The following is a 20,760-nucleotide window of genomic DNA, read 5'->3' as shown; positions in this document are numbered from 1 at the left end:
ACGGGAGGGCGGGAATGCGACGATCGACGGGACGGGACCGTATCGTCGCAACGCCGAGGGTAGGACGCATGTGCGTTGCAACGCAACCGTTTCGTCGTTACGGACTATGATTCGGGCCATGACCACCGACCCGGGAACCCGCCGCCGCGTCCCCGCCGGAGCCGCCGTGCTGCGCGAGGACGTCACCGATGCGATTCGCGGCGCCGTCTTCGAGGAGCTGGCCGCGGTGGGCTTCGCCCGGATGTCGATCGAGGGCATCGCCCGGCGCGCGGGCGTCGGCAAGACCGCCGTCTACCGTCGCTGGAAGTCCAAGCTGGCCCTGGTGCTCGACCTGGTCTCCGCCGTCGCCGTCCAGGGCATGCCGGCCCCGGCCACCGGTTCGCTGTACGGGGACGTCCGCGCCGTACTGGAGCTCGCCGCCTACGCCCTGCGCCACCCCGTCGCCTCGCAGGTCATCCCGGACCTGCTGGTCGAGGCGGCCCGCAGCCCGGAGATCTCCGACACGATCAAGGCCGCCCTGCTGGACCCGCAGCAGGGCATCGCCGCCGTCGTCGTGCGGGACGCCGTGGCGCGCGGCGAACTGCCCGAGGACAGCGATCCGGACCGCGCCCTGGACCTGATCGTCGGCCCGCTCTACTGGCGGCTCGCCGTCGTCCGTTCCCCGCTGCCCAAGGGCTACCTCGACGACCTGGCGGCATCCGCGGTCGCCGCGCTCAAGAACCGCACCCGCTGAGAACCGCACCGGCTGAGAACCCAGGCCGGCCGGGACCGGGATCGGTCGGGAACCCGGGCCGGCCGGGAACCCGGGCCCGCCAGGAACCCGGGTCGGCCGGGAACTACGCCTCGGCGAGCAGCCGGTCCGCGACCCGCGCCGCCGCCCCGCCGTCGTCCAGGTCGCAGAAGTCCCGGCGGAAGCTCTCGTACGCCTCCGCGTGCCGGGCCGCCGACGCGGTCAGGGTGCCGGTGTCGCGCAGGAAGGCGCCGATCTCGTCCGTGCCGAGGAGCAGCGGACCCGGTGCCCGCGTCTCGAAGTCCAGACAGAATCCGCGCACCGTGTCGCGGTAGTGCTCCAGGTCGTAGGTGTGGAAGAGCATCGGGCGGCCCGTGTGCGCGTAGTCGAACATCAGCCCGGCGTAGTCCGTGACCAGCACGTCGGCGATCAGCAGCAGCTCCGCGGTGCCGGGGTGCGCCGACACGTCACGGACGCCGTGCCCCTCGGGCACGCTCCCGGTCACCCTCGGATGGCGCCGCACCAGCAGGGTGTGGCTGTCGCCGAGGGACCGTGCCAGGGCGGCCAGGTCGAGCGCCGGGTCCCAGCGGTAGCGGAGCCGCTCGCCCGCGGTGCCGGGCGGGTGGGCCAGCTGGTCCCGGTAGGTCGGCGCGTACAGCACGACCCGGCGGCCGTCCGGGATGCCGAGCCTGCGCCGTACCCGCTCGGCGGTCTTGGCCCGATCGGTCGAGAAGAGCAGATCGTTGGCCGGGGAGCCCGCCTCCAGGACCTCGCCCGCGTAGGCGAGCGCGCGGCGCAGCAGCGGGGTGGAGCGGCGGCTGGGGGAGACCAGGACGGACCACTGGGCCGCCCGGTGCGGCAGCGAGGCGAGCTGGTGGTGGTCGGCGTACAGGGTGCCGCCCAGGTCCGTGCCGAAGCGGCCGAGCGGGGTGCCGTGCCAGGTCTGCACGACGGTCTGGCCGGGCCGTCGCTCGAACCACTCGGGCAGCTGGTCGGCGGTGACGATCCGGCGGGACCGCGCGAGCGCCTCGTACCAGGCGGCGCTGTGCTCGACGACCGGGACCGCGCCGGGCGGGGTGGGTCCGTGCAGCCCGTCGGTGACCCAGAGGTGCTCCGACTCCACTCCCCGGCGCACGAGTTCGGCGTGGACGGCACGCGGCGAGTCGCCGCCCGTGTAGAGCACGGCGTCCCGCAGCGGCAGCGCGCGCCGGGCCGGATAGTACGTGCCGCGCAGTGCGGCCCCGCGGTACGCGCCCCGCTCGGAGACCGCGAGCACCGGCCCGGCCAGCACGGTCAGCCGGTCGCCGAACCTGCGGTCCAGGGCGAACTCCCGGCGGGGCGCGGGGGCCGTCCTGTCCGTGCCGGTGCGGTGGAGCGGCAGCCGGGTGCCGAGTGCGGTCAGCACCCGGACCGGTCGGCCGCCCAGATACGCGTCCCAGCGGCCCTCGTGCAGCCCCGCGGCCACCGAGGGCGCCAGGAACGCGGTGAAGCGGCACCCCTCGTGAGCCCGCTCGCAAGCCCCTTCGGGTCCCCCTTCGGACTCCCCCTCGCACGTCCCGGTGGCGGCCGTGCCGTACGCCCCCGCGCGCGGTTCCTCGTGCGTGACGGGGACCGTCACCGTCACGCGCAGCGCCTCGTGCCGCAGTACGAGCCGGTCCGGTCGGTCGTCCTGCCGCACGCCCGCCCCGGCCCCGGTCACCCCCTCCATCCGCAGCGCCCCCTCCGCCGTCCACGAGGCCCCGTCCACGAACGGCTGCCCGCTCAGGTCCAGCACCAGTTCGCCCGCCGCGTCGGCCACGACCGGCGGCGCCAGCTCCGGGGCCGCGGCCAGCGGTACCCGCGACCCGTCCGCCAGCACCAGCCGGGCCCGCCACCGCCCGCCCGGCTCCGGCTCGACCTCGCGCGGCGCCCGGTGCGGTGCCGGTGAGGCGGCCGCCATCCCGGTGAGGTCGGCGAGCGGAATCCGTACCGTGAAACGACCGTCCGCCCGGCACTCGACCGGATGGCCGAACTCCTGGTCCCTCACCCCTTCGCAGGTCAGCACCAGCGCCTTCGGCCGGGCGCCCCCGTACAGCCGGCCGGTCAGCTCCAGGTCCTCGCCGATCCGGCGGTCCTCGCACCGGGCCGGCAGCTGGGCCGACGTCAGCCGGAGCCGACCGCCCAGGTAGTCGAGCACCGCCCGCCGGCCGTCGCCCAGGTCATGGACCAGCGGCTGGACGGCCCCCGCCTCCACCGCGCGCACGGCCACGCGGCGGACCGTGCCATGAGCGGCCACCATCATGCCCACCAGCCAGCCGCCGGGCCGCAGCCGGCGCGGGTCGAGTGTGAGCTCGAAGCCGGAGTGGTCGTAACTGTGCAGCTGCTGACCGGAGTTGACGGTCGCCTCGGGCGAGGGGACGTTCCGTACCGGCACCGTCCGCACCTGCTGGCCGCGGGCCGAGCGGACCATGCCCACCTTCAGCGACTGGCGCGACGACGAGGCCGGCAGATTGCGGATGTACGCGTAACCGCGCAGCCGCAGCTTCCCGTCGTCGTCCCACCGCGCCTCCAGCAGCCGGGCCACGGCCGGGAGATCGGTACGGGCCGGCCGGGTGCTGACCGGGACGCCGGGGAAACCGGCCTGCCGCCGCCCCGGCACGCCGCCGACCATGAACGTTCCGGCGCCGTTGGCCCGTTCGAAGGCGAGCACGGACAGCAGCTCCGCGAGCCTGCGCTCCTTCACCAGCCGCCACTTGATCCGCAGCTCCGCCGGCAGCTCGTGCGCCACGGCCCGGCCCGATCTGGCCGGCCCGTCCATCCGCTCCATCCGGTCCAGGAACGCCCCCGCGTCCGCCATGAACGCGTCCCGGTACTCGGGCCCGCCCATCGCGAGCCCCTCCAGGAAGTACACGAAGTCGTCGCGCAGGCACGAGAGGTCGTAGCGACGCCGCGCAGCGCCGTTGGCCATCCCGCCCCGGCCCGCCAGGAACGCGCTGACCTGCTCGCACGCCGAGATCCGGTCCCGTACGCCCCGGACATCCGTACGCCGCCGGGTGATCGAACCCTCCCGCACCCGCCAGTAGTAGACGTGCTCGTGCAGCACGTCGACCGAGCCCGCCAGGAAGTGCGCCGGGATCATCACCGGGGTGTCCTCGTAGAGCTTCCCCTCCGGGAAGGCGAAGGCGTGCCGGTCCCAGAAGGAGCGCCGGAACACCTTGTTCCAGGCGACCCGGTCGGCGAGCAGCCGCGGATCACGGCTGATGTGGGTGCGTGTCCGGGTGGCGGTCAGCCAGCGGTACTGCCAGGCCTGCTGCCGCCCCTGCTCGTTCAGCCGCCACACATTGCCGGTCGCGAGGTCGGATCCGGTCGACTCCAGCGAGGCCAGCATCCGTTCGTAGGCGTCGTGGACCACGACGTCGTCGCTGTCGACGAACGCCAGGTACGGCACGTCCGCCGTGGTGTGCCGTACACCCGTGTTACGGGCCGCGCTCAGCCCCGCGTTGGGCCGGCGGACATAGCGGAAGCGGCGGTCGCGGGCGGCGAAGGCCTCGGCGACGGCGGTGCTGCCGTCCGTCGAACCGTCGTCGACGAGGACCACCTCGATGTCGGTGACCGACTGCTCGGCCACCGACCGCAGGCAGTCCTCCAGACAGTCCTCGACGTTGTGGACGGGGACGACGACACTGAGGCGCGGCTTCATGTCCGCTCAACCGGGGCGGACGCCCCCGGTCACCGGCACTGCCCCGAACGGGTGAACACGCGATTCGGCGCGCGGTGACTGCGCGATTACGCTCGGCTGCCATGCTCCTCAGTGTCGTCGTGCCCGTCCACCGCGCTCAGGGATATCTCCGGGCCACCCTGGAGTCCGTGCTCGGCCGGACCGGCGGCGAACCGGAACTGCTCGTCGTCGACGACGGGTCCCGGGACGGCAGCGCCCGCATCGCCGCCGAGTTCGCGGCGCGCGACCCGAGGGTCAGGGTGCTCACCCTCCCCGGGCACCGCGGCGCGGGCCCGGCGCGCAACGCCGGGGCGGCCGAGGCGCGCGGCCGGTATCTGCTCTTCCTCGACGGTGACGACCTGCTGCGGCCGGGCGCCCTGGAAGCGATCACCGCCCTCCCGGTCGGGAGCGAACCGGACGTGCTCCTCCTCGGACACGACCGCGTCGACTGGTGGGGCGACGTCCCGTCCCCGGAGCCCGTGCCCGACGCCTTCTCCACCGCCACCCCGCGCCTCTTCCGCCGCGCCTTCTGGAGCGCACACGGCCTCCGCTTCACCGACGGCCCGTACGAGGACGTCCTCCCCGTCCTCCGTGCCGCCCTCCTCGCCTCCGACGCCGGCACGCTCGCCACCCTCGACCGGATCTGTGTCCGCCACCGCGTCCGCCGCACCGGCACCTTCGCCACCACTCCGGGGCGCCACCACTTCGCGATCCTCGACGCGTACGGCCGGCTGCTCGCCGAGACCGGCCACGACCCGCGCGTCCGGGCGGCCCGCACCCGTCATCTGCGTGCCGTCCTCGCCGACCCCGGCCGGATCGCCCCCGAGGACCGCGCCGCCTTCCACCGCGCCGCCGGCCTCCCCGGCAGCTACGCCGTCGACCGTGCCCGGGAGGCCGCCCGCACCGGCCGCACCCGCACCCGGGCCGTGCTGCGCCGCCGCAAGAAGACGCTCCGGGCCCGCGTCATGCGCGTCGCCTACCGCACCGACCTGCACCGTCCCCTGGACCCCCGCCTCGCGGTGTACGGGGCCTACTGGAACCGGGGCGTCGCCTGCAACCCGGCCGCGATCCACGCCAAGGCCCTCGAACTGGTCCCGCACATCCGGGGCGTCTGGGCCGTCTCGTCCCGTCACCGCGACCGGGTGCCGCCCGGCATGCCCTACGTCATCGAGGGTTCCCGCGCCTACTGGCGGGCCATGGCCACCGCCACGTATCTGATCAACAACTCCAGCTTCCCGGGCGGGTTCACCAAACGCCCCGGTCAGCGCTACCTCCAGACCCACCACGGCACCCCGCTGAAGACCATGGGCCTGGACCAGCGCCCCTACCCGGCCCTCACCCACGGCATCAGCTTCGAGAAGATCGTCGCCCACGCCGACCAGTGGGACTTCTCCCTCTCGGCCAATCCGCACACCACCGAGATCTGGGACCGGGTCTACCCGTCCGGCTACGAGCACCTGAACCTCGGCTACCCGCGCAACGACATCTTCTTCACCGCCACCGCGGAGCAGACCGCCGCGATCCGCCGGCGCCTCGGCCTCCCTCCGGACCGGATCGTGCTGCTCTACGCGCCCACCCACCGCGACTACCGCAAGGGCTTCGTCCCCCACCTCGACCTGGACCGGCTGGCCCGCGAACTCGGGCCGCAGTACGTGGTGCTGGTCCGCGCGCACTACTTCTACGGCCGCTCGGCGCGGCTGGAGAGCGCCCGGGTGGTGGACGTGACCGGACATCCGTCCGTCGAGGAACTCTGCCTGGTCTCCGACGCGTTGATCACCGACTACTCGTCGCTGATGTTCGACTACGCCTGCCTGGACCGCCCGATCATCAGCCACGCCCCGGACTGGGCCGCCTACCGGGCCTCGCGCGGCACCTACTTCGATCTGCTCTCGGGACGCCCCGGCGACACCCCGGGCGCGGTCTCCACCACCGAGGACGAACTCCTGGACCTGTTCACAACGGGCGAGTGGTGCTCGGCGCGGACGGCGGAACTGCGGGCCGCGTTCCGCCGGCGCTTCTGCCCGTACGACGACGGGCACGCGGCCGAGCGTGTGGTGCGGCGGCTGTTCCTGAGCGGCGCGAGGTAGACCCGACCGGCAACGCGGCGCGACCGATGTCACCCGTTCGGGAGAGACCGCAACCGGTGACCCCCGGCCGTCCCCGGGGTTGAGCCGTACGGACAACCAGGCCCCGATGAACGGACGTGCCCAACATGCCGCCACGGCTCAGTGTCGTCGTACCCGTCCACAACGTCGAGCTCTATCTGACGGACTGCCTGAAGTCCCTCGCGGAGCAGACCATGGCCGATCTCGAAGTGGTGATGGTCGACGACGGGTCCACCGACAACAGCGCGGCCCTGGCCGCCGCGTTCGCCGCGCAGGACGGCCGGTTCCGGCTGGTGAGCCAGGAGAACGGCGGACTCGGGCACGCCCGCAACACCGGGGTCCGCAACTGCGATCCGGGCGCCCTTCACCTCGCCTTCGTCGACAGCGACGACGTGCTCCCGCCCCGCGCGTACGAACTTCTCGTCGGCGCCCTGGACGAGACGGGCTCGGACTTCGCGTCCGGCAACGTGCTGCGGCTGCGGGCCTCCGGCAAGCTCCAGCAGTCGCCCAACTTCCGCAAGCCGATGGCGACGACCCGGCTGCGCACCCACATCTCGCGCGACTGGGACCTCGCGGCCGACCGGATCGCCTGCAACAAGGTGTTCCGCCGGTCCTTCTGGGACGAACACGCCTTCGCCTTCCCGGTCGGCGCCCTGTACGAGGACATCCCGGTCGTCCTGCCCGCCCACTTCCTGGCCCGCTCCGTGGACGTGCTGAAGGACGCCGTCTACCACTGGCGCGACCGGGCGGGCTCGATCACCACCCGTCGCGCCGTCGTCCGAGGCGTCCAGGACAGGGCCTCGCACGTACTGGGCGTCTCCACCTTCCTCGACGAGCACCGCGGCGCCGCCGACAAACGGCAGTACGAGGCGCACGTCCTCGCCCATGACCTCTGGTACTTCATGGAGGCGCTGCCCGACGGCGACGAGGAGTACCGGCGCGCCTTTCTCACCTACGCCAACGAGTTCACCGACCAGGTCGACCCGGCCGTCCTGGAGGCGCTCCCGCTGCGGCTGCGGCTCATGTGGCACCTCGTGCGCGAGCGCCGGACCGACGAACTGCTGGCGCTGCTCGCCTTCGACAAGGCCGAGCCGGGGGCGTTCGCGGTACGGGGCGCGCGGCGTCGCAGCGCCTCCTTCCCGGCCCTCACCCGGCCGGTGCCGCGCCCGGTGCTGCGGGTCACCGACCGGGACCTGCCGCTCACCGCCCGGCTGCGGGACGCCCACTGGCGGGACGGCAGGCTGCACCTCAAGGGGTACGCGTACATCCGCAACCTGCCGGCCACCTCGCGCGGCAGCGAGTTCCGGGCCGGGTGGCTGCGGGCGGGACGGCGGCACGTGGTACCGCTCCGGCTGCGCACGGTCGTCGATCCCGAGGCCACCGCCCGGTCCCGGCAGAGCCTGCACGACTACGACCGGTCCGGCTTCGAGACCGTCATCGACCCGGCCAGGCTCCGCATCGACGCGGGCGGCAGCCTCGAACGGCTCACCTGGCGCCTGGAGATCGGCATCGCCGGGCACGGCATGCTGCGCCGCTCCGGCCTCTCGACGAACGAGGCGGCCGCGCCACCGCCCGTTCACCGGCCCGACGGCGACCACCGGATCGTGCCCGCCTTCGACGGCGGCAGGCTGGTGCTGCACGCCGAGCGGATCGACGCCCGCTTCGAGACGCACCGCGCGGGCGACACGGGCGAGGGCGATGCCACCGTGGTGATCGACGGGATGATCCGCGACCGCCTCGGCGCGGGGCCGCTGCGCCTCGCGTTCACCCACCGGGCCTCCGGAACCTCCTTCGACCGTCCGGTGACCGTGCACGAGGGGGCCGTGCCCTCGGCGGCGGGCTGGCGGCGCTTCACCGCGGACGTCCCGCTCGACGCCTTCGCCGACGCCCGGCCGGGAACGGGAGAGGGGGCGGTGCCCGCGCAGGTCCCGTACAGCCTGCATCTCGTCGGCCCGGACGGCCGCCGGACACCGATCGATGTGCCGGGGCCCGTACTGCCGGGCCGCTACCCGCTGGGCGGGCACGGCGACGAGCGGCGCGAACTCGGCCTCACCGCCGGCTCCCGGGGCAACCTGCTGATCAGCGACCGCACCGTACAGCCGGCCGTCGACCTGGCGACCTGGACGGAGAACGGACAGCTCCTCCTGGAGGGCACGTTCCCCGGCGACCCGGACCGGCCCGTCGAACTGGTGGCCCGGCACAGCGGGCACGGCGAGGAGGCCGTCTTCCCCCTGGCCCTCTCCGGTGCCGCCGGATCACGCCGGTTCGGGGCGGTGCTCCGGCCGGACGCCGTCGAGATGCCCGGCGGGGAGCTGCCGCTGGGCGAGGGCCACTGGTACCTCTTCCTCCGCGCGAAGGGCGCGCGGGACGGCACCGGCGACACCCCGCTGCGCATCCCGGCCGCCGCCCACCGCACCCTGCCCGCGGCCCGCATCCTCGCGGGCCGGAAGTACATCATCGAACGGCGCTTCCACGACCAGTTGCTGATCGACTGCGCATCGGTCCTCACCGCCGCGGAACGCGGTCCGCGCGGCAAGCGGCTGCTGCGCGAGGCGTACCGGGGCCGGCGGTCCGCACCGTTGCGCGACACCGTGCTGTACAGCAGTTTCGACGGCCGCCAGTACTCCGACTCGCCGCGCGCGATCCATGAGGAAGTGGCCCGGCGGGGCGGCGGGCTGGAGCAGCTGTGGGTGGTGCGCGACCAGCAGGCCCGCATCCCGGAGGGTGCCGCGGCCGTCGAGCACGGCTCCGCCGCCTGGCACGAGGCGCTGGCGAGCAGCCGTCACATCGTCACCAACACCCAGCTGCCGGAGTGGTTCGAGCGGCGTGAGGGCCAGTGCGTCGTCCAGACCTGGCACGGCACCCCCCTCAAGCGCATCGGTCTCGACCTCGCGGGTACCGAGCGGGCCAACGCCGCCTACCTCGCCACCATCGAGCAGCGCGCCCGCCAGTGGAGCGTCCTGGTCTCCCCGAACCGCTTCTCCACCCCCGTCCTGCGGCGCTCGTTCGGCTACCGGGGCGAGGTCCTGGAGTGCGGCTACCCCCGCAACGACCTGTTCCATGCCACGGACCGGACCAAGGTCGCCTCGGCGGTGCGCGAGAGGCTCGGCATCCCCGGGGGCAGGCGGGTCGTGCTCTACGCGCCGACCTGGCGCGAGGACCGGCCGCAGGGCGGTGGCCGGTACGCCCTCGACCTGCGGCTCGACCTGTCCGTGGCCGAGCGCGAACTCGGCGCGGACACCGTGCTGTTGGTGCGTCGGCACTATCTGGTGACCGACCGTCTGCCGGACAGCGGCAGCGGCTTCGTCCGCGACGTCTCGCGCTACGGGGACGTCGGCGAGCTGATGCTGATCAGCGACGCACTGGTCACCGACTACTCCTCGTTGATGTTCGACTTCGCCCAGACCGGCCGCCCGATGCTCTTCCACACCTACGACCTGGCGCACTACCGCGACACCCTGCGGGGCTTCTGCTTCGACTTCGAGACCCGCGCCCCCGGCCCCCTGATCCCCGGCTCCGCCGGACTCGTCGAGGCGCTGCGCGACCCGGAGCGGGCCACCAGGGGACACGCGCAGGCGTACGAGGCGTTTCGCCGCGACTTCTGCGACCTGGACGACGGACACGCGGCGGCGGGGGTGGTCGACCGGATGTTCCAGGACCCGGTCCGGCCCTGATCCAGCCTTGATCCGGCCCTGGTCCGGCCGGTCCGCCGGGCCCCCGGTCCGCCGGGCCCCGGTCCGCGCGGACCGGCCGTTCCGGCAGCGGCCGGCCGACGCCACCACGCCTCGCCTGAACCGTTCGAGTGATTCAGGAATTCGGACGTTTGTGCAGATACGCAGGGGATTGAAGTCGTGTTCCATATAAGTGTGGTTATCGGTGCACTGTCCAGCGCCTTCGGGTTGCTACGTTCTGCTTTCATGGGTATCCGAATGCGGTGCGAAACCTGGGACGTGCGGCGGGCAAGAGCGGTGGTGCTCATCGCCGCCGCCGTCGGTCTCCTCACCCGAATGCTGATCGCGGCGAACATGCCGGGCCCGGCCGACGTGCGAATCTTTCACGGTTTCGCCAAGGCCGTCGTGCGGTACGGCCCCATTCGGATTTATGAACAGCCGCTGCCGGGACTGCCCGTCTACAATCATCCGCCACTGGCCGGCTGGATGCTTCTCGGCCTGAACGACCTCTCCGAACTCGGAATCCCGTTCGGAACGCTGATCAGATCACCTGCCTCGATCGCCGATTTCTTCTGCGCGCTCGTCGTGTTCGAAATCACGCGCCGCCGTGGCTCCGTCGGCCTGGCGGTCGCCTGCGGGGTGGGCGTCGCCCTCAGCCCTGTACTGATCGCCACCTCCGGCTATCACGGCAACACCGACGCGGTGGCCATCACCTTCGCCCTGACCGCCGCCCATCTGCTCGTGGACCGGAAGTCCCCGCTGGCCGCCGGGGTGTGCGCCGCGCTCTCGATCAGCGTGAAGTTCGTCCCGGTGGTGGTGATCCCGGCGCTGTTCGTCGTCGCGCTGCGGGCCGGCCGGCCGGCGCTCATCCGTTTCACCGCCGGGTTCACCGCCCTGATCGCCCTGGTCTGGGGGCCGGTCCTGCTGACCGTGCCGGAGAACCTCAAGGAGAACGTCCTGGAGTACGCGGGCGGCAGCTACCGCCTCTGGGGCCTCGTCCGGTTCGCCGACGTGCTCGGACTGCCCCAGTCGTTCATCACCTTCGTCCAGGGCGAGGGCCACTTCCTCTTCGTGCTGGTCTGTGTGGCGGCCGGGGTGTGGCTCGCCCGACTGCGTCCCGCGCAACTGCCCGTGGTCGTCGGCGTCACGATGGGCCTCCTGCTGCTGCTCTCCACCGCCTCGGCCCTGCAGTACCTGACCTGGGCCGCCGCCGGACTGTTCGTCGTCGGGTTCTGGGAGGGCGCCGCCTACAACTGTCTGCTCGGCCTGACCGCGGTCCTCGGCTACCAGGGACGCTCCGCCGTGCGCTGGAGCGAAACGGTGCTGCACTTCGGCGAGGCCGGCTGGTTCGTCCTCGCCGTCGGCCTTGTCAGCGGAATCCGCAAGATCCTCGCCGCACCGCCGGCCCAGCCCGCGCCGCCCACCGCCGGGCGGGCCTCGGTCATGGCGCCCCGCCCCTCACGGCCCACCGGTTCCACCGTCAACTGACTGCCTCACCCCCGAGCACCGAGCACCGAGCACAACTGGAGAACGCCCCGTGAAGGAAAGCCCGAGCCCCAGGATCGGCATCCTGGTGGTCGCGTACAACGCCGAGACGACGCTGGAGAGGACCCTCGACCGCATTCCGGAGGACTTCCGGTCCAAGGTCGCCGAGGTCCTCATCCTCGACGACGCGAGCCATGACGCGACCTTCACCGCGGGCTGCCGCTGGTCGCAGACGGAGGGAATGCCGCGGACCGTGGTGATGCGGCACACCAAGAATCTCGGATACGGCGGAAACCAGAAGGCCGGATACGCGCTGGCTGCCGAACACGGGCTCGACATCATCGTGCTGCTGCACGGCGACGGGCAGTACGCCCCCGAATTCCTGCCCGACATGGTCGCGCCCATCGAGCGCGGCGAATGCGAAGCCGTGTTCGGATCCCGGATGATGAAATCCGGATCCGCTCTCAAGGGCGGCATGCCGATGTACAAATGGCTCGGCAACCGCATTCTCACCCGCCTGGAGAACGCCCTCCTCGGCTCGCAGCTCACCGAATTCCACTCCGGGTATCGCGCCTACAGCGTCGCGGCGCTCAAGAAGCTGCCGATCCACCGGAACACCGACGCCTTCGACTTCGACACCCAGATCATCGTCCAGCTGCTCAACGAGGGAATGCGGATCAAGGAGATCCCCGTCCCCACCTACTACGGCGACGAGATCTGCTACGTCAACGGTATGAAGTACGCGAAGGACGTCGTCAAGGACGTCCTCGAATACCGGCTCGCCGTCAAGGGATTCGGCACCTGCGCCTGGATCCCCAAGCCCGTCGAGTACGCGTTCAAGGAGGGTGACGGTTCCTCGCACGCCGTGATCCTGGAGAAGATGCGCAGCCTCCCGCCCGGCAGGGTCCTCGATCTCGGCTGCTCCGGCGGCCTGTTCGCACAGCGCCTCGAAGCCCTCGGCCACGAGGTGACGGGTGTGGACTACGTCGAGGTCCCCGGCGTACGCGAGAAATGCACCCACTTCCACCTCGCCGATCTGGAGGAGGGCCTGCCCGCGGGGATCGGCGCCGGCTTCGACTACGTGGTCGCCGGCGACGTCATCGAGCACCTCTCCCGCCCCGAGCGGGTGCTCGCCGAGGTCGCCGGCGTGCTGCGGCCCGGCGGCCATGTGCTGCTCTCCGTACCGAACTTCAGCCACTGGTACTCAAGGCTGCGGGTCGCGCTCGGGGTCTTCGACTACGACCGGCGCGGCATCCTCGACGAAACGCATCTGCGCTTCTTCACCCGGGCCAGCCTGCGCCGCACGGTCAGGGACGCCGGATACGACGTCCTCCACATCGCCTCCACCGGGGCCCCGTTCTGGGCGCTGCTCGGCGGTGGGCCGCTTCCCGCGGTCCTCGGCGGAGTGTCGAAACTGTTCACCCGGATCCGGCCGACGCTGTTCGGCTATCAGCACGTCGCGCTGCTCACCCCGCACGCGGCCGAGACGATCATCGCTGGAGAGCACGTCGATGTACAGGACATCCTCAACCGACAGCACGCCTCTGCCGACCGGGTCGGCGTCTGAGGCCGCCGTCCCCCGTTCCACCCCCGCACTGTTGTCCGCAGCCCCGGTCGTCGCAGTCAGGAGCAAGGCCTTGACCCTTCCCAGTCTGATGCTGCTGCTGTTCGCCGTGTTCTCGTCGGCGGGCGGCCAGATCATGCTCAAGCACGGGATGAAGGGTGCCGCGGCCGCCGCCGCACAGGGCGGTGGATCCATCGCCCTGCGCGCCGCGACCAGCCCCTGGGTCGTCCTCGGCCTGGTGGTCTTCGCGGTGTCGGCCCTCGCCTGGATGACCACCCTGGCCAAGGTGCCGCTGTCCATCGCCTACCCGTTCAACGCTCTCGGGTATCTGCTGATCGTGCTGGCCGGCGCGACCGTGCTGCACGAGCGGACCTCGATGTGGACCTGGGGCGGCTCGCTGCTCGTGGTCGTCGGGCTCGTCACGGTGATGGCGGGCCAGCAACGCTGAGACCGCGTCGGCGGACGGACCTCGTCCTCAGGCCCGTCCGCCGACCGGCGCCGCCTCCCCCAGCAGCACCTGCCGCACCACCCGTTCCGCGGCGCGCCCGTCGTCGTACGGGCAGAACCGGGCCCGGAACGCGGCCCGCAGCGCCTCGTTCGCCGGGCTCCGCCAGCTGCCGTCGAGGAGGATCCGGGCCAGCTCCTCCGTGCCGGTGGAGACCGCCCCCGGGGTGTCGCCGGGCTTTCCGGACAGCAGATCGAAGCAGACCCCCCGGACCGTGCGGTACGTCTCCCAGTCGGGGGCGTGCACCACGATCGGACGGTCCAGATGGGCGTAGTCGAACATGACCGACGAGTAGTCCGTCACCAGCGCGTCCGCCGCCAGGCACAGCTCCTCGATCCGCGGATGGTCGCAGACATCGAGGAGCGAGGGGTGCGCCGGCAGTCCGGCACCCTCGTAGAAGTAGTGGGCGCGGACCATCACCACGGTGTCCGGGCCGAGCGCCTCGCAGAGCCGGACCAGATCCAGCCGGCTGGTGAACGCCGCCTCGTAGTCGCGGTGCGTCGGGGCGTACAGCACGGCCCGCTGACCGGGACGGATGCCGAGCCCCGCGCGGATCTCCGCGATCCGCTCGTCCGTCGCCGTCGCGAAGACGTCATTGCGCGGATAGCCCGCTTCGAGGGAGCGCGCGGCGCCCGGGTAGGCGCGGGCCCACACCTCGGTGGAGTGCGGATTGGCCGAGACGCTCCAGTCCCACCGGTCGACGCGCTGGAGCAGCCGGTCGAAGCTCAGCCCCTGGGCCGCCGCCGGATAGTCCTGCTGATCGAGCCCCATGATCTTCAGCGGAGTGCCGTGATGGGTCATCACATGGATCTGGCCGGGCCGCTTGACCAGGTGATCGGGGAAGTTGACGTTGTTGAAGAAGTACGTGGCACGGGCCAGCACCTGCCAGTAGCGGCGGGTTCCCGGCACCACGTGGTCGATGCCCTCGGGCACCGTGTCCGCCTGGTTCCTCGCCACCACCCATACCCCGCGCACCTGCGGGGCCAGCTCCCGGGCCTTGCGGAAGACGGCCTCCGGATTGCAGCTCACCCCGCGGTTCCAGTACGCGGCGTAGACGGCGAGCCCGGGGTCCAGCGGAAGCCTCCGCTGCCACCAGTAGTAACGCGTGGACAGGGCGCGTCCGGCCCGCGCCCGGACCGCGCCGGGCGCCGCCCGCAGGTTCCGGCGCAGGGCCAGGACCGTGTCGAGGGCCGCGAGCGCGACGTACCGGCCGTCGCTCATCAGTCTCGGCCGCAGCCCCTTGGCGCCGGTCGGGAAGCGGTGTTCCTCGGGCCGGTGCGCCCGGTGGAAGGCCGCCACGGACCGTACGTAGCGCCTGCGTCGCCGGGTCACCGCCGGGTACCCGGCGAGGAGTTCCCAGGCCGCCCGGCAGAAGAGCGGTGCCCGTACGGGACGCAGGGGCGGCCGGTCCCGGACGAACTCCATCAGTCCGGCGTACGCGTCGACGAGCCGGTGGGGTGCGGAGCCGTCCGCCGGTTCGGGCCCGTCGGCCTCGACGGGCAGACCGCGCCCGCCGCGGTGCTCGACGCACGCGGTGGGGAGCACGGCGACGGATCCGGCCGCGGCGAGGGTCTGGAGCGCGTACATCCGCTCCCCGTGCTGTCCGGGTCCGAACACCAGCTTCTCGCCCTCGTGAAGGGAGCGGCGCACGGCGCGGTTCCAGGAGACCGGTGCGATATCCAGGAGTACGGGATGCCCGGCGAGGGTGAGCCGGTCCTCGGGCAGCGCGCGGAGCAGCTCCAGTGACCGGGTCGGCCGGGGGCGGCCCCGGAACGGCCGCCGGTGATGGCCGAACAGCAGGAGTTCGGGGTCACCACAGGCCTCCAGCCGGTCGGCGACGGCCCGCAGCGCGCCCGGCAGCAGGACGAAGTTGCCCTCCAGGAAGAGGAGATAGTCGCCGACGGCCCGCTCGGCCCCGGCGTTGCGCCGGCCGTCCTGGCCGGCCCCCGGTGGCAGATGGACGGCCTGCACCCGGCGGTCCCGTACGGCGAACTCGTCGAACAGCAGCCCCGATCCGTCCGGCGCTCCGTCGTCGACCCCGATCACCTCGATGTCCGTGAACGACTGGGTGAGCACCGACTCCAGGCACTCGCGCAGCTGCCCTCGGGCGCGGCGGACGGGGATGATGACACTCAGCCGGGTCATACGGGCTCTTCCTCGGACTCGGTTCTCGGGGGCGGTCGGGGGCACGGGGAAGGCGCGGTCAGGGGAGGTTGGTGGGGCCCGCCCCGGCGAGACCGAGATCCGTGGAAGCCTGCCGGTCCCCGGGGAGCGCGGCGGGGGCGGGGACCGCGACCCGTGCCGGGTCGCCCGCCGCCGGTGCGGGCCGCCGCAGCGCCGGAGGGATCACCGGCGGACGTACGGCCGTCTCGCCCAGGAAGACCCGGCGCACCACCCGCTCCGCCGCGTGCCCGTCGTCGTACGGACAGAAGCGCTCCCGGAACGCCTCGCGCTGCCGGGCGGAGCGGGCGCCGCACCAGTGACCGGTCGCGAAGATGTCCAGCAGCTCGGCCTCGCTGTACGCGATCGCGCCGGGCGGGCAGGAGTGCAGGTCGAAGTAGGTGCCGCGGGCCGCTTCGTACGCCTCGCGGTCGCCGCAGTGGATGACGACGGGCCGGTCCAGATTTGCGTAGTCGAACATCAGCGACGAGTAGTCCGTGATCAGCGCGTCGGAGGCGAGCGCGAGGGCCTCGACGGACGGGTGGCCACTGACGTCGACGACCCGCGGATGCGGCTCGCGGACCGGCTGGCCCCCGTACGAGTAGTGGGCGCGGGCCAGGATCACGAAGCCCGGACCGAGGTCCCGCGCCACGCGTGCCAGGTCGAGCACGGAGTGCTGGTCGCGCCGGTAGTCGCGGTGCGTGGGCGCGTACAGCAGGGCCAGGGCGCCCTCGGGGACGCCGACCGACTCGCGCAGCCGCGCCACGTCGTCGGCGGTGGCCCGCTGGTAGATGTCATTGCGCGGAGAGCCGTACTCCAGTGTCGCGCAGCTCGCGGAGGCCGACGGATAGGCCTTCTCCCAGACGAGGGTGGAGTGCCGGTTCGCGGACAGGGAGTAGTCCCACTTGTCGACGTTGGCGAGCAGCTGCCCGAAATCCGTCCCGCGGGCCGCCGCCGGCCGGTCCTGAAGGTCCAGGCCCATGGTCTTGAGCGGAGTGCCGTGGTGGGTCTGGAGCAGCACCTGGCCGCGCCGCTTGACCAGCCGTCGGTCGAAGTTGACGTTGTTCACCAGATAGCCGGAGCGGGCCAGTGCCCGCCAGTAGCCGTACGTCCCGGGGGTGATGCCGTGCGTCTCGGTGGGCACGGTGTGCGTGTGCTCGGGGCGGCAGATCCAGGCGGTCCGCAGCCCGGGGACCAGTTCGCGGGCCTTCGCCTCGATCGCCGCCGGGCTGCAGGCGTAGCCGCGGTGCCAGTACGCGGCGAACACCGCCCGGTCCGTCTGGACGGGCAGCCGCAACTGGACGCGGTAGTAGGCCTGGAGGGCGGCGGCCCGCAGGACCCGGCGGACGGCCGCGGTGGCCCTTCGCAGCCGTCTGTACAGCAGCTGCGCGGCCCACAGCGCGCGGTAGGTACGGCGCGCGCCCAGCCGGATCAGGCCGTGGCGCAGCCGGGCGCGGCGCGTGGCGGGGGCGCCGGGGGTGCGGTAGCGGGCGCAGTGGGCGCGGGCGCGGCGGAAGAATTCGGCGTGGCTGCCGCGCGGCAGCCTGCCCCGGGTGGTGAACAGCGTGCAGAAGTGGTCGAGCATCCTGCGGTGGATCACCGGCCGCCAGGGCGCGAACCGGGGTCGGGAGTCGATGAACGCGAAGACCCGGTCGTACTGTTCGAAGATGTCGAAGTGCTTGCGGCTGGTGGTGGCCAGGATGTTGCCCTGGCGCCGCTGCCGGTAGCCGACGCACACCCGGTCGAGCACCGCGATCGAGCGGGCGGCCATCAGCACCGGGTAGGTCCAGGGCGTGTCCTCGTAGTAACCGGACGGGAAGGCGAACTCCTCGGCCTCGACGAACTCGCGGCGGTACGCCTTGTTCCAGACGACCATCAGGACCTTCAGCAGCCCCGGCCGGTCGGCGAGCGTGAAGGTGGCGGGGCCGGTCTGGGCGAGGTGCTCGGCGAAGGTGTTGCGCACGCTCTCGCCCGTCCAGTACGTACGGGCGTAGTCGTAGACCAGCACGTCGGGTTCCGCGGTCTCCTCGATCCGGTCGGCAACGGCCCGCAGGGCGCCGGGGGCGAGGGTGTCGTCGCTGTCCAGAAAGATCAGGTAGTCGCCGGTGGCCTGCGCCATCCCGGCGTTCCGGGCCCGGCCCAGGCCCACGTTCTCCGGCAGATGCAGGGCCCGCACCCGGCCGTCGCGGGCGGCGAACTCGTCGATGACGGCGCCGCAGGCATCGGGTGAGCAGTCGTCCACCGCGATGAGCTCGAAGTCCTCGAACGACTGGGTCAGCACCGAGTCCAGGCTCTCGTGCAGATATGCCTGAACCCGGTACGCGGGCACGATGACACTGAACCGGGGCACAACACATCCATGGGTCGTTCGCAGCGCGGGCGGGCGGTCCGCAAACGGCCGATGGAGTGACGGAGTTACGTCAAAACGTGGCAAACCCGTGAAACAGCAGGTGGGGTGGCCCTGTTGCGGTGAACAGGACCACCCCGTGTTGACGTACGGCTGTGCGGCGTACTACTTCACCGCGCCCGCCATCACGCCGGAGACGAACTGGCGCTGGAAGGCGAAGAAGACCGCCAGCGGAATCACCATCGACACGAAGGCGCCGGGCGCCAGCACATCGATGTTGTTGCCGAACTGCCGTACCTGCTGCTGCAGGGCCACGGTGATCGGCGGGGAGCCGGAGTCCGCGAAGATCAGCGCGACCAGCATGTCGTTCCACACCCAGAGGAACTGGAAGATGCCCAGCGAGGCGATCGCCGGGCCGCCGAGCGGCATCACGACCCGGGTGAAGAGCCGGATCTCGCCGGCCCCGTCGAGCCGGGCCGCCTCCAGCAGTTCCCTCGGGATCTCCGCGAAGAAGTTCCGTAGCAGGAAGATCGCGAAGGGCAGACCGAAGGCCGTGTGGAAGATGACCACGCCGAAGGTCGTCTCGAAGATCCCGATGGCGCCGAAGAGCTTGGACACCGGGACCAGAGCCACCTGGACCGGCACCACCAACAGCCCCACGACCAGCAGGAACCACCAGTCGCGGCCGGGGAAGTCCATCCAGGCGAAGGCGTATCCGGCCAGTGAACCGATCACGACGACCAGGACGGTCGCCGGGACGGTGATCACGACCGTGCTGAGCAGGGAGTGGGTGATGGTCGAATTGTCCAGCAGCCGGGAGTAGTTGTCGAAGGAGAGCTGGGAGGGGGCTGTGAAGATCTTCCACCAGCCGCTCGACGCGATGTCGTCCGCGCCGCGCAGCGAGGAGAGCAGCAGCCCGACGGTCGGCATCAGCCAGAACAGGCCCACCAGGATGAGGAAGACCCGCATCACGCCGCCGCCGGCGCGGGCGGCGATGCGTGCTCCGAGGGACCGCTCGGCCTTCACCGGTGCGGTACCGGCCGTCGTGCTCGCGGTCGTGGGCGAGGCTGTCGTCATCGGCGCCCCTCCTTCCGGATCCGGCGGATGTTGACGTACATCACCGGGAGTACCAGTAGCAGCAGGAGTACGGCGATGGCGCTGCCGATCCCGAGGTCGGCGTCCGTGCCGAACGAGGAGCGGTAGAGCTGGAGCGCCAGCACGTTCGCGTCGGCCAGCGAGGAGCCGGGCGAGATGATGAAGACCAGGTCGAAGACCTTCAGGACGTTGATCATCAGCGTGACCAGCACCACCGAGAGAACGGGCGCGAGCATCGGCACCGTGATCCGGCGGAACACCTGCCACTCGTTCGCACCGTCCACCCGGGCCGCTTCGAGGAGTTCACGCGGCAGACCGGCCAGGCCCGCGGCGATCAGCACCATCGCGAACCCGGCCCACATCCAGACGTAGGAGCCGATGATCGCCGGTGTGACCAGCGTCGGGCCGAGCCACTCGACCCCGTTGTACGGCTCCGCGAAGTTCGATGCGGGGAGCCGGAGTTCGGCACCGTCGGCCGAGGCGGGCAGGGTGAACGTACCGTCCGCGCCCGCGGTCGCCGAGGCGACCACCTTGCCGTCCTTGACCGCCTCGACCTTGATGCCCTTGAGCCCCAGTTCCTTGGCATCGATGACATTCGGCCTGCCGCCGCCGCCCTTGGTGAAGTCCAGCCACGCGGTACCGGTGATCTTCCCGGACGCCGCCGCGGCGGCCTTCGCCGGCTTCGCGTCCGTCGGCATCTTCGCCGGCGCCACACCGACCAGCGGCAGTTGGACCGGCTGTCCGGCCCGCACCGGCGCCTTGGTGACGAACGAGCCGCCGCCGCCCGCCTTGAGCGGATGGACGGGCAGCGGATGCGCCTTCGGATAGCTCGCCGACTCGGTGAAGGTGTCGTGCACACCCACCCATACGGCGTTGGCGACCCCGCGCTCCGGGGCCTGGTCGTACACCAGCCGGAAGATGATGCCGGCGGCGAGCATGGAGATCGCCATCGGCATGAAGACGATCAGTTTGAACGCCGTACCCCAGCGGATCCGTTCCGTCAGCACCGCGAAGATCAGCCCGAGGGCGGTGGAGACCGTCGGGGCGAACACGACCCAGATCGCGTTGTTCTTGATCGCCGTGCGGATGGTGTCGTCCGTGAACAGCGCCTTGTAGTTGTCGAGTCCGGCGAAGCCCGTACCGGCCTGGTCGAAGAACGACCGGTACACGGAGTACACGATCGGATAGACCACGAGCGCGCCGAGCAGCACCAGCGCGGGCGCCAGGAAGAGCGCGGCGATGATCCGGCGGGTGCCGGTCACACTCCTGAGTCCGCGCCCCGGGCCACCGGCCGGGGCATCGGACGGCTTCCTGGGCGCGGGTACCGACGGCTGTCCGGACGGATGCGTGTCGGCGGGGGGCACCGCGTCGGCGCCCCCCGCTGCGGCTGTCGTCATCCCG

The 20,760-nt window shown here is 72.0% G+C and carries 11 protein-coding genes; 6 read left to right on the top strand and 5 right to left on the bottom strand.

Annotated elements, in window-relative coordinates; genetic code table 11:
- Positions 1–118: 118 nt before the first annotated feature.
- A complete protein-coding gene (locus ACZ68L_RS30335) occupies positions 119–733 on the top strand; it encodes a TetR/AcrR family transcriptional regulator (protein WP_469583011.1) in 615 nt (204 codons plus the stop codon).
- A 103-nt stretch (positions 734–836) separates the two neighbouring features.
- Here the strand turns inward: ACZ68L_RS30335 and ACZ68L_RS30330 are convergent, their stop codons facing one another.
- A complete protein-coding gene (locus ACZ68L_RS30330) occupies positions 837–4,409 on the bottom strand; it encodes a bifunctional glycosyltransferase/CDP-glycerol:glycerophosphate glycerophosphotransferase (RefSeq protein WP_469583008.1) in 3,573 nt (1,190 codons plus the stop codon).
- A gap of 101 nt (positions 4,410–4,510) precedes the next feature.
- Between ACZ68L_RS30330 and ACZ68L_RS30325 the strand changes: the two genes are divergently transcribed.
- The 5 genes from ACZ68L_RS30325 to ACZ68L_RS30305 all read left to right on the top strand — a co-directional run bounded on the left by ACZ68L_RS30325 (position 4,511) and on the right by ACZ68L_RS30305 (position 13,700).
- Positions 4,511–6,514: a bifunctional glycosyltransferase/CDP-glycerol:glycerophosphate glycerophosphotransferase gene (locus ACZ68L_RS30325; RefSeq protein WP_469583005.1), complete on the top strand. Its 2,004-nt coding sequence runs from the start codon at positions 4,511–4,513 to the stop codon at positions 6,512–6,514.
- 116 nt (positions 6,515–6,630) lie between these two features.
- Positions 6,631–10,206, top strand: coding sequence for a bifunctional glycosyltransferase/CDP-glycerol:glycerophosphate glycerophosphotransferase (locus ACZ68L_RS30320; RefSeq protein ID WP_469583002.1), 3,576 nt, complete (start codon positions 6,631–6,633; stop codon positions 10,204–10,206).
- 243 nt (positions 10,207–10,449) lie between these two features.
- On the top strand, positions 10,450–11,691 hold the full coding sequence (locus ACZ68L_RS30315; protein WP_469583000.1) for a glycosyltransferase family 39 protein: 1,242 nt from the start codon (positions 10,450–10,452) through the stop codon (positions 11,689–11,691).
- A gap of 49 nt (positions 11,692–11,740) precedes the next feature.
- Positions 11,741–13,255, top strand: a complete 1,515-nt coding sequence (locus ACZ68L_RS30310; RefSeq protein WP_469582995.1) for a methyltransferase domain-containing protein — start codon at positions 11,741–11,743, stop codon at positions 13,253–13,255.
- 70 nt (positions 13,256–13,325) lie between these two features.
- Positions 13,326–13,700 (top strand): DMT family transporter, encoded by a 375-nt coding sequence (locus ACZ68L_RS30305; RefSeq protein ID WP_469582990.1) that lies wholly within the window; start codon positions 13,326–13,328, stop codon positions 13,698–13,700.
- A 27-nt stretch (positions 13,701–13,727) separates the two neighbouring features.
- Here the strand turns inward: ACZ68L_RS30305 and ACZ68L_RS30300 are convergent, their stop codons facing one another.
- From ACZ68L_RS30300 to ACZ68L_RS30285, 4 genes are all read right to left on the bottom strand, one after another.
- Positions 13,728–15,902, bottom strand: a complete 2,175-nt coding sequence (locus ACZ68L_RS30300; RefSeq protein ID WP_469582987.1) for a bifunctional glycosyltransferase/CDP-glycerol:glycerophosphate glycerophosphotransferase — start codon at positions 15,900–15,902, stop codon at positions 13,728–13,730.
- 58 nt (positions 15,903–15,960) lie between these two features.
- Entirely contained in the window at positions 15,961–18,267 is a 2,307-nt protein-coding gene (locus ACZ68L_RS30295; protein WP_469582985.1) for a bifunctional glycosyltransferase/CDP-glycerol:glycerophosphate glycerophosphotransferase, read from the bottom strand.
- 162 nt (positions 18,268–18,429) lie between these two features.
- Positions 18,430–19,341, bottom strand: a complete 912-nt coding sequence (locus ACZ68L_RS30290) for a carbohydrate ABC transporter permease (RefSeq protein WP_469582982.1) — start codon at positions 19,339–19,341, stop codon at positions 18,430–18,432.
- Positions 19,338–20,756, bottom strand: a complete 1,419-nt coding sequence (locus ACZ68L_RS30285) for a carbohydrate ABC transporter permease (protein WP_469582979.1) — start codon at positions 20,754–20,756, stop codon at positions 19,338–19,340. The genes ACZ68L_RS30290 and ACZ68L_RS30285 overlap by 4 nt, the downstream gene beginning before the upstream one ends.
- Between the last annotated feature and the right edge of the window lie 4 nt (positions 20,757–20,760).

This window comes from Streptomyces sp. NPDC104309, assembly GCF_055584025.1.
The sequence above is the reverse complement of the archived record's forward strand: the minus strand, read 5'-3'. Positions and strand labels throughout refer to the sequence as shown.

Excerpts from the sequence above, each read along its gene's own strand:
- ACZ68L_RS30335 (WP_469583011.1), top strand. The coding sequence starts at position 119 with ATGACCACCGACCCGGGAACCCGCCGCCGCGTCCCCGCCGGAGCCGCC.
- ACZ68L_RS30330 (WP_469583008.1), bottom strand. The coding sequence starts at position 4,409 with ATGAAGCCGCGCCTCAGTGTCGTCGTCCCCGTCCACAACGTCGAGGAC.
- ACZ68L_RS30325 (WP_469583005.1), top strand. The coding sequence starts at position 4,511 with ATGCTCCTCAGTGTCGTCGTGCCCGTCCACCGCGCTCAGGGATATCTC.
- ACZ68L_RS30315 (WP_469583000.1), top strand. The coding sequence starts at position 10,450 with ATGGGTATCCGAATGCGGTGCGAAACCTGGGACGTGCGGCGGGCAAGA.
- ACZ68L_RS30300 (WP_469582987.1), bottom strand. The coding sequence starts at position 15,902 with ATGACCCGGCTGAGTGTCATCATCCCCGTCCGCCGCGCCCGAGGGCAG.
- ACZ68L_RS30290 (WP_469582982.1), bottom strand. The coding sequence starts at position 19,341 with ATGACGACAGCCTCGCCCACGACCGCGAGCACGACGGCCGGTACCGCA.
- ACZ68L_RS30285 (WP_469582979.1), bottom strand. The coding sequence starts at position 20,756 with ATGACGACAGCCGCAGCGGGGGGCGCCGACGCGGTGCCCCCCGCCGAC.